Genomic DNA, 8613 nt, shown 5'->3' on the forward strand with positions numbered 1-8613 from the left:
TCGCGGCGGTTCATGGCCAGGCGCACGGTCAGGTCGCCGCGGGCCAGCCGGCCCAGCGCGGCCACCACGGTGCCCAGCGGACGCACCACCGACCGCGTCGCGACCGTGCTCAGGCCCGCGGCCACGAACACCACCGCGATCAGCGCGCCGAACAGGATCCTCTCGCTGTCGCTCTTGACCTCGGCCGCCTCCTGCTTGAGCGCGGCGACGCGCTTGGCGAGCGAGTCGGTCAGAGCCGCGGTGATCTCCAGGCTCTCGGAGTAGGCGGAGGCCGCCTCACCGCCGTTGATGCTGTTCATCGCCTCGGCCCGGGCCTCCGGCGTGTCCAGGGCGATCAACTCCATGATCTTCTCATCCCACACGAAGAACTCGTCCCAGGCGGGCCTGAGCTTGTCGAACTGCGCCCGCTCGGCCTCGGTCAGGTACTCGACGTGGGTGGCGTCGATCGCCTCGTAGAGCGCCTTCTTGCTCTCCAGCTCGCCCTCGCGGTTGTACCCCTTGGGCCCGATGGCCGTCTTGCCGCCGAAGGCTCCGGCGTCGGCCACCACCAGTCCCTGCCAGCCCGTGATGTCCGCGGCGTAGTAGGTGAGCGCCTGGACGTCGTCCTCGGCCTGCTCGAGCCGGTCCATCCGCATGGAGATGTCGTCCTGGCTCTCCATACCCGAACGACCGGCGAGCACGGTGATGATGACCAGCATCGTCACGATGAGGAAGGAGAGGCCAAGCCGTTTTCCAACCCCGAGATCCCTGAAACGAGACATATCGTTTTCCTCTAAACGGAAGAGAACCCGCCGACTGGCGGTTTTCTCTTCTTTTCGGCACCCCCGCCGAGGAGACAAGGGAAACCGGTGGCCTGTCCCACACCTCCGGTTCGGCGGCTCAGCGGAACACGGCGTTCGTGTACTTGATTCACGGCAATATTGTGATATCTTCAGCGCCTCATAGAGGTCCTGCCCCTCCACCTCCCGGCGGCACGGCCCGCCGCCCTCCTCCCGCACGACCCACCGAAGAGGTCCACCGTGAGCGCGATCACCGTCTTGACCGGCGCGGGCATCTCCACCGAGTCCGGCATCCCCGACTACCGCGGCCCCGCCGGGCTCTGGCGCGCCGACCCCGGCTACCAGAAGCTCGTCACCATCGACCACTACCTGGCCGACCCGGACGTCCGCCGCCGCTCCTGGCTGTTCCGCCGCGACAGCCCCGCCTGGGGCGCCGGCCCCAACCCCGCCCACCTGGCCCTGGTCGAGCTGGAGAAGGCCGGCAAGCTCGACCGGATCATCACCCAGAACGTCGACGGGCTCCACCAGAAGGCCGGCTCCGACCCCCGCCGGGTGCTGGAGCTGCACGGCAACATGTTCGGCGTCGCCTGCACCGGCTGCGCCGCCCGCTCCACGCTCCGCGAGGCCCTGGACCGGATCGACGCGGGCGAGCCGGACCCGGCCTGCCCGGAGTGCGGCGGGATCCTCAAGACCACGACCGTCATGTTCGGCGAGGCCCTCCCCCAGGAGACCACGGCCGAGGCGATCAGGGCGGCCGAGCGGTGCGAGGTGTTCGTCGCGATCGGCACCTCCCTCCAGGTGCAGCCGGCGGCCTCGCTCGCCCGGCTCGCCGCGGAGTCCGGTGCCCGCCTCGTCATCGTCAACGGCGAGCCCACCCCCTACGACGACCTGGCGGCCGAGGTGATCCACGACCCCATCGGCCTCGCCGTCCCCCGCCTCCTCGCCCGGCTCACCGCGGAGCACTGACCCGCTCCGATCGGCTGCGGGCGGGCCCCGCCGGAAGGTCCGCCCGAGTTCCTCCCCGGCAACGCGCCCATGCGAATCCGGGCCCCCCAAGGGGTGGATGGAACGCGCCAAAAAGCACATACTCAAGGTTTTCCACCCCTTCCCCGAAGGATTTCGCCATGGGCTTCGAGAACGGCTGGATCGCCAATCCCGCTTACCCGGGACAGGACGAGGCCGGCACAACCCAGGACCGGAGGCCGTTACCGGCCTTCGAGACGGCAGAGGAGGGCACTCTCGGCCCGGTCTGGTCGAGCCTCACCGGCACCGTGGTCAAACAAGCGTTCCTCGAGGTCGACCCCGACCAGTGGCTGGAGGGACCGGACCGGACGCACTACGTGCTCGGCCTGCAGAGCAGCCTGACCGAGGTGTGGGTGCAGCGCTCCTGCCTCGGCGACCCGGCCTACGAGGCGACCGCGTCCGCGATCAGGAAGCACCACCAGCTGGAGCTCGAGATGCTCGAGGAGTTCTGGCAGAAGAAGCGCGCCCTGTACCAGAACGAGGACGGCACTCCCAAGACGGTCACCCTGGACGTGCCCATGCAGGGGTTCAACCCGGACACCAGGCGTTTCGTCAACGTGGAGGCAGGAACCTATCCCTGCAGGCTCGGCGGCAGGAAGATCCCCGACGAGCCGCAGCTGTCCCCGTTCACCGTGGCGCTCACGGTCGGCGATGCCTCCGTCCTGATCAACCCCGACCGCCTCGGCGGGGTCGTGACGGAACACAACACCGAGGCCGGGAGGCAGGGGCTGGCCAACACGATCACGGCGGCCGAGGTCAGGCGGGCGTTCACGGCGGCCCCGTCGATCCTCACCCCGTACGTTCCGCAGGACGAGTGGCTCAAGGAGGAGCACCTGCACTACACGACCGCCGACCAGATGGGCGCCGTCTTCGTGCGGCGGGCCATGCCCGCCGACGACCACGACGTGGACATGGCACGCAAGGAGGACCAAGGTCTCTTCAACGTCGGCGCGGACACGCCAGGCGTGCGTTTCGGCGACCACATCTTCATCCAGCGGGACCAGCTCGGCATCGGCGTCGAGCACCACGAGGCCATCCACCGGCTCTCACACCCTGGGGTGCACAAGATCCTGGGCTTCGGGTTCAACGAGGGCGTCACGGAGTACTTCACCCGCGCCCTGTTCACCGCGGCAGGTGAGCGGGTCAAGGTGGTCAGGACGGAAGACCAGTACGGCCCCCAGCACGACGGGGTCAAGGCGCTGATCGACCACGGGGTCCTCACCGAGAGCGACCTGTGCGAGGCCTACTTCCTCGGCAGGCTGAAGAACCTGTTCGACAAGGCGACGGCGCGCTTCGGCCACCGGTTCAGCCTGCAGGCCTACGCCCTCTACCTGAACGGCGGGTACGCGAGCGCAGCGCAGCGCAGGCTGGAGGAGTTGCTCTGAAGCCGGAACCACGAAGGCCCGGACCGGCCGTGCCGGTCCGGGCCTTCGCCGCGGTGCGCCGCCAGGGACTCGAACCCCGGACCCGCTGATTAAGAGTCAGCTGCTCTAACCAACTGAGCTAGCGGCGCGTGAAGCCCTTGAAGGATAGCGCACTTCCGGACGTGCTTCGAAATCAGCGGGTTCGACCCGCTAAGCTAGAACAACATTCGGTTCTGCTCCGGGAGCACACATGTGGTTCGCCTCGCCCGCCGACGTCCGTGAGCGGCTCGCCGCCGTGGACTACCTCGCCGACGACGCCATCGCGACCTCGGTCTTCCTCGCCGCCGCACTCGGCAAGCCGCTGCTCGCCGAGGGCCCGGCGGGCGTGGGCAAGACCCAGCTCGCCAAGGCCGTGGCCGCGGCGACCGGGGCGCAGCTCATCCGGCTGCAGTGCTACGAGGGGCTGGACGAGGCCCGTGCGCTGTACGAGTGGAACTACAAGAAGCAGCTCCTGCGCATCCAGGCCGGGAACGGCCAGGACTGGGACGCCACCCACGACGACATCTTCACCGAGGAGTTCCTCCTGGAGCGGCCGCTGCTGGCCGCGATCCGCGCCGAGACGCCCACGGTCCTGCTGATCGACGAGACCGACAAGGCCGACGTCGAGGTGGAGGGGCTGCTGCTGGAGATCCTCTCCGACTACCAGGTCACCATCCCCGAGCTGGGCACGATCACCGCCGCGCGGACGCCGTACGTGGTGCTGACCTCCAACGCGACCCGCGAGCTCTCGGAGGCCCTCAAGCGGCGCTGCCTCTACCTGCACCTGGAGTACCCGGCTCCGGAGCGCGAGCGGGACATCGTGCTGGCCCAGGTGCCCCGGATCGAGGCCGCCCTGGCCGAGCAGCTCGCCCGGACCGTCGCGACGCTGCGCACGCTGGAGCTGAAGAAGGCCCCCTCGATCGCCGAGACGATCGACTGGGCCAACACCCTGCTCGCGCTGGGCCGGACCGAGCTGGACGAGGAGACGACCGGCTCCACCCTCGGCGTGGTGCTCAAGCACGTCTTCGACCAGGCCCGCGCCCGCAAGGAGCTCGGCCTGTGAGCCCCCGGGCGGAAGAGGCGGGCCCGGGGACCGGAGGGGAGACGGCGTGAGCGGGCGAGCCGTTCCCGCGGGCACCACCGGCGGCCCGGCGGAGACCTCCGGCGCCCACCTGCTGGACCGGCACGTCGGCTTCGTGCACGCGCTGCGCGAGGCGGGGCTGCCCGTCTCGCTGGCGGAGGGCCTGGACGCGGCGCGGGCGCTGGAGGTGATCGACCTGGCCGAGCGGGAGTCGCTGCGCGCCGCCTACGCCGCCACGCTGGTCAAGCGCCCCTCGCACCGGCCGGGCTTCGACACCCTCTTCGACCTGTGGTTCCCCGCCTCCACCACCGGCCGCTACGGCTCCCGCCCCGCCGCCGAGGACCTCGATCCGCAGACCGCCGCCCTCCCCGAGCTCCGGGACCGGCTCGCGGAGCTGCTGGCGGGCACCGGGGACGCCGCCGGCGAGCTGAACGCCTTCGCCCGCGCGATGGTGGAGCGGTTCGGCCGCCAGCCCGCCGGGCCCGGCAGGCAGAACTGGTTCTCCTTCCCGGTCATGCGGGCCCTGTCCCCCGAGACGCTCATGGCCCGCCTGCTCGCCGAGGTCCTCGCCGGGCGGGAGCGCGGCGGCCTGGCGGAGAAGGTCGCGCGGGAGCGGATCACCCGCAACATCGAGAGGTTCGGGGAGGCCGTCTCCACCGACGTCCGGCGGCGCATCGCCGAGGAGTCCGGGATCGAGAAGATCGCGCGGTCGGCCGTGCGGCCCCCGCTGGAGCAGCTCGACTTCCTCCGGATCACCCGGGCCGACCTGGCCAGGCTGCGCCGGGAGGTCCACCCGCTCGCCCGCCGCCTGGCGGCCCGGCTGACCGTCAAGCACCGGCTCGGCCACCGGGGCCGGCTGGACTTCCGGCGCACCGTGCGGGCCTCGCTGTCCACCGGCGGCGTCCCGCTGAGCACCTTCAACAAGCCGCGCCGCCCGCACAAGCCCGAACTGGTCGTGCTCTGCGACACCAGCGACTCGGTCGCCTCCTTCGCGCACTTCACGCTGCTGCTGACCTACGCGCTGCGCGAGCAGTTCACCAAGGTCCGCGCGTTCGGCTTCGTGGACACCGTGGACGAGATCACCCGCTTCTTCGTGCCGGGCGCCGACGTGGCCGAGGCGATGACCCGGCTGACGAAGGAGGCCGACATGGTGCGGTTCGGCCGGACCAACTACGGCCACGCGTTCGAGCGGTTCGCCGAACGGTACGGCGACGCCGTCGGGCCGAAGACCTCGCTGCTGATCCTGGGCGACGCCCGCTCCAACTACCAGCCGCCCGCGCTGGAGACGCTGAAGCGGCTGAGCCGCGAGGCCCGGCACTCCTACTGGCTCAACCCGGAGCCGGTGAACCAGTGGGACAGCGGGGACTCGGTGGCGACGGCCTACGGGTCGGTCGTGCCGATGTACGAGTGCCGGAACGTCGCCCAGCTCGCCGCCTTCATCGAAGACCTCGCCTGACGGAGGCGCCGGCTCCCCGGCGCCCCTCGGGCCGTCGCCCGGCCGGACGGCCCGCCGGTCGCGGCCCCTCCGGTCAGCCCATCCGGCGCAGGACGCGGGCCGCCGTACGGGTGAGGACCTCGACCTGGCTCTCGTCGAGCTCCTGGCGCGGGGCGCCCAGGATCCAGGAGGCAGCGTGGCGGGGCCGCAGCAGGGTGACCCCCTCGGCGGTGACCGTGCGCCGCCGGTCCCTGGCGTGCACCAGCCTGCCGCAGTGCACGGCGATCAGCGGCTCGATCGTCACGGGGATGCCCGACTCGCGGCCGAGCACCTCGGCCAGCGCGCCGGCGACCCCGACGAGCGCGGCGGCCTCCTTCGAGCCGTACTTCTCGCCCAGGAACAGCCGCCCGCCGTACGTGGCGATCTCGGTGTCGGGGTCCCAGGACTCGTTGTCCACGATCCAGACGCCGCCGGGGCCGATGACCAGGTGGTCGACCGAGGCCTGGCCGGGCACGGCCCGCCCGCCGAGGACCTGGTAGCCGCGCCTGCCGAGCCTGCGCCGGAGCAGCCTGGCGGTGATGGTCTCGCCCCGGCGCCTGCCCCGCCAGACCGCGGTCGAGCGGTAGGACCACCAGGCGGCGGCCGCGTCGGCGGCGCCGACCAGCAGCCCGAGCACGATCCCGGACAGCACCGGCGGCCATGCGAACCGGTAGCCCAGCGCGACGCCCGCGGCCAGGCCGGCCGCCGCCTTGAGGCCGCGCATCTTCCAGCGCTCCTTGGCCTCCTTGCGCCAGAACTGCTCGTACATCACCTGCGGCGACAGCCCGTGAAGCCGGTCGGTCTGCGGCACGTAGATCGATCCGCCAGGCACAGCGAACCCCCGAGGCTCGGTGGTGGGAGGGAGACGAATCTGCGACGCTGGAGATCCTCGGTCATCTCATACCCAACCGGGGGCTCCAACATGGAAAAGTGATGGAAATAACACGCCCCGGCCATCTGGAACCGTTCTAACCGACCAGTCGGTATGCTTGTCCCCACCACACGAGGGGGAGCGATGACCCAGGACCAGGAGCCGGTGCGGCAGCGCCTGCTCAGCGAGGCCACCCGCCTGTTCGCCGAGCGGGGCTTCGAGAGCACCTCGGTGCAGGAGATCGTAACGGCCGCGGGCGTCACCAAGGGCGCCATGTACCACTACTTCGACTCCAAGGACGATCTCCTCCACGAGATCTACGCCCGGCTCCTGCGCATGCAGATGGAGCGGCTCAACCACTTCGCCGGCGCCGGGGGGCCGGTCGCCGAGCGGCTGCACGCCGCCGCCGCCGACGTCGTACGCACCTCGGCCGAGAACCTGGACGACTCCAAGATCTTCTTCCGTTCGATGCACCTGCTCGCGCCCGACACCCGCAAGGTCGTGCGCGCCGAGCGCCGCGTCTACCACGAGCGCTTCCGCGGCCTGGTCACCGAGGGCCAGCGCGAGGGCGTCTTCCGCGCCGACGTCCCCGCCGACATCGTGGTCGACTTCTTCTTCGGCTCGGTGCACCACCTCGGCACCTGGTACAGCCCGGAAGGGCCGCTCTCCGGCACCGAGCTGGGCGCCCACTTCGCCGACCTGCTGCTCCACTCGCTGCGCCCGGCTGAGAAGGAGTAGCCCCGCCGCCCGGCCGGAGCGGCGGGCCCGCACGGCTCCGGAAGGCCCCGCCGGCCCCGGAACCCGCGACGGCCCCGGACCCATGACGCCCGGACCCGTGACGGCCCCGGGAACGCCTCCCGGGGCCGTCAGGACGCCGCACGCCGTACGGCCTCCGGCGGTCAGGCGGGGCCGGGCAGGTCGGCCAGCTCCGCCACGGCCTCGCGGTGCGCGCCCGGCGTGCCCAGCGCGATCTCCGACGCCTTGGCCCGCTTGAGGTACAGGTGCACCGGGTGCTCCCACGTCATGCCGATGCCCCCGTGCAGCTGCACGCTCTCCTCGGCGACGTGCAGCGCCACCTCCGAGCACCACGAGGCGGCCACCGCCGCAGCCAGCCCGGCGTCCCCCGAGGCGCCTGCCCCGCCTGCCGCCAGCAGATCGGCGGCGCCGCGGGCGGCCGCGCGGGCGCGGACCACGTCGAGCCAGAGGTCGGCCATCCGGTGCTTGATCGCCTGGAAGGACCCGACCGGGCGGGCGAACTGGTGCCGCTCCTTGATGTAGGCCAGCGTCGTGTCCAGGCACCACTCGGCCACACCGAGCTGCTCCGACGCGAGCAGCCCGGCCCCGAACGAGAGCACCTCGCGCGCGTCGAACCGCCCGACCCGCACGGCGGGCGCCCCCGCGAAGGAGACCGTCGCGATCGGCCGGGTCAGGTCCAGCGAGGGCACGACCTCGACTCCGGCGTCCCCGGCCGCGACCCGGTAGAGCTCCGCGCCCACCGGGACGAGCAGCACGCTCGCCGCGTCGGCGCCCGCCACCGCGCGCACCTCGCCGCTCAGCGTGCCGTCCTCGCCGGCCGTCACGGTCTCCGGCAGCGGCCGGTACGGCGAAGCGGCCAGCGGGACCACCAGCGCCGCCGTGACGTCACCGGAGGCCAGCTCCTGCACCAGCTCCCCGTCACCCGCCGCCAGCAGCGCCTTCGTGGCCAGCACCGCGCTGGTGAAGAACGGCACCGGCGCGACCGCGCGCCCCAGCTCCTCCAGCACCACCGCGGCCTCGCGCGCCGTCGCCCCCGCCCCGCCGTACTCCTCCGGCACCAGCAGCCCGGCCACCCCGATCTGGTGGGCCAGCGTCTTCCACAACTCCAGGTCGTACGGCGCGGCGGACTCGGCCCGCTTCAGCACGGCGTCCGGCCCGCACCGGTCGGCGAGCAGGTCCCGCACGGAGGCCCTGAGCTCCTCCTCGACCTCGGTGTACAGCAGTGT

Annotated in this window: 8 protein-coding genes and 1 tRNA gene; 5 read left to right on the forward strand and 4 right to left on the reverse strand. The window is 71.9% G+C overall.

The genetic code is table 11. The annotated features are described in order from the left end of the window. A partial coding sequence (locus FHS22_RS34945) for a methyl-accepting chemotaxis protein (protein ID WP_221474513.1) occupies nucleotides 1-704 on the reverse strand: 704 nt, incomplete at its 3' end. 315 nt (nucleotides 705-1019) lie between these two features. Here FHS22_RS34945 and FHS22_RS34950 point away from each other — a divergent pair. Together FHS22_RS34950 and FHS22_RS34955 are read left to right on the forward strand one after the other, a co-directional pair. Further along, nucleotides 1020-1745, forward strand: a complete 726-nt coding sequence (locus FHS22_RS34950) for an SIR2 family NAD-dependent protein deacylase (protein WP_184948490.1) — start codon at nucleotides 1020-1022, stop codon at nucleotides 1743-1745. A 158-nt stretch (nucleotides 1746-1903) separates the two neighbouring features. Beyond that, nucleotides 1904-3187 carry a hypothetical protein gene (locus FHS22_RS34955; RefSeq protein WP_184948491.1) on the forward strand — a complete coding sequence of 428 codons (1284 nt, stop codon included), beginning with the start codon at nucleotides 1904-1906 and terminating at the stop codon, nucleotides 3185-3187. Nucleotides 3188-3241: 54 nt separating this feature from the next. On the opposite strand, the gene FHS22_RS34960 is transcribed toward FHS22_RS34955, so the two are convergent. After that, nucleotides 3242-3315: transfer RNA gene (locus tag FHS22_RS34960), tRNA-Lys, on the reverse strand. Between the two features lie 101 nt (nucleotides 3316-3416). Here FHS22_RS34960 and FHS22_RS34965 point away from each other — a divergent pair. Then, nucleotides 3417-4268 carry an AAA family ATPase gene (locus FHS22_RS34965; RefSeq protein WP_184948492.1) on the forward strand — a complete coding sequence of 284 codons (852 nt, stop codon included), beginning with the start codon at nucleotides 3417-3419 and terminating at the stop codon, nucleotides 4266-4268. 46 nt (nucleotides 4269-4314) lie between these two features. Further along, on the forward strand, nucleotides 4315-5742 hold the full coding sequence (locus FHS22_RS34970) for a vWA domain-containing protein (RefSeq protein ID WP_338048096.1): 1428 nt from the start codon (nucleotides 4315-4317) through the stop codon (nucleotides 5740-5742). Between the two features lie 73 nt (nucleotides 5743-5815). On the opposite strand, the gene FHS22_RS34975 is transcribed toward FHS22_RS34970, so the two are convergent. Next, nucleotides 5816-6571, reverse strand: a complete 756-nt coding sequence (locus FHS22_RS34975) for an NERD domain-containing protein (protein WP_338048097.1) — start codon at nucleotides 6569-6571, stop codon at nucleotides 5816-5818. 204 nt (nucleotides 6572-6775) lie between these two features. On the opposite strand from FHS22_RS34975, the gene FHS22_RS34980 reads away from it, so the two are divergent. Beyond that, nucleotides 6776-7369, forward strand: coding sequence for a TetR/AcrR family transcriptional regulator (locus tag FHS22_RS34980; protein ID WP_184948494.1), 594 nt, complete (start codon nucleotides 6776-6778; stop codon nucleotides 7367-7369). A gap of 161 nt (nucleotides 7370-7530) precedes the next feature. Here the strand turns inward: FHS22_RS34980 and FHS22_RS34985 are convergent. Continuing rightward, on the reverse strand, nucleotides 7531-8613 hold a 1083-nt coding region (locus FHS22_RS34985; protein WP_184948495.1), incomplete at its 5' end, for an acyl-CoA dehydrogenase family protein.

The sequence above is a fragment of the Thiemannella venezuelensis genome (assembly GCF_014203605.1).
Classification (GTDB): domain Bacteria; phylum Actinomycetota; class Actinomycetes; order Streptosporangiales; family Streptosporangiaceae; genus Planomonospora_A; species Planomonospora_A venezuelensis.

Coding starts and splice junctions, on each gene's coding strand:
- FHS22_RS34980 (WP_184948494.1), top strand. CDS start 6,776: ATGACCCAGGACCAGGAGCCGGTGCGGCAGCGCCTGCTCAGCGAGGCC.
- FHS22_RS34955 (WP_184948491.1), top strand. CDS start 1,904: ATGGGCTTCGAGAACGGCTGGATCGCCAATCCCGCTTACCCGGGACAG.
- FHS22_RS34965 (WP_184948492.1), top strand. CDS start 3,417: ATGTGGTTCGCCTCGCCCGCCGACGTCCGTGAGCGGCTCGCCGCCGTG.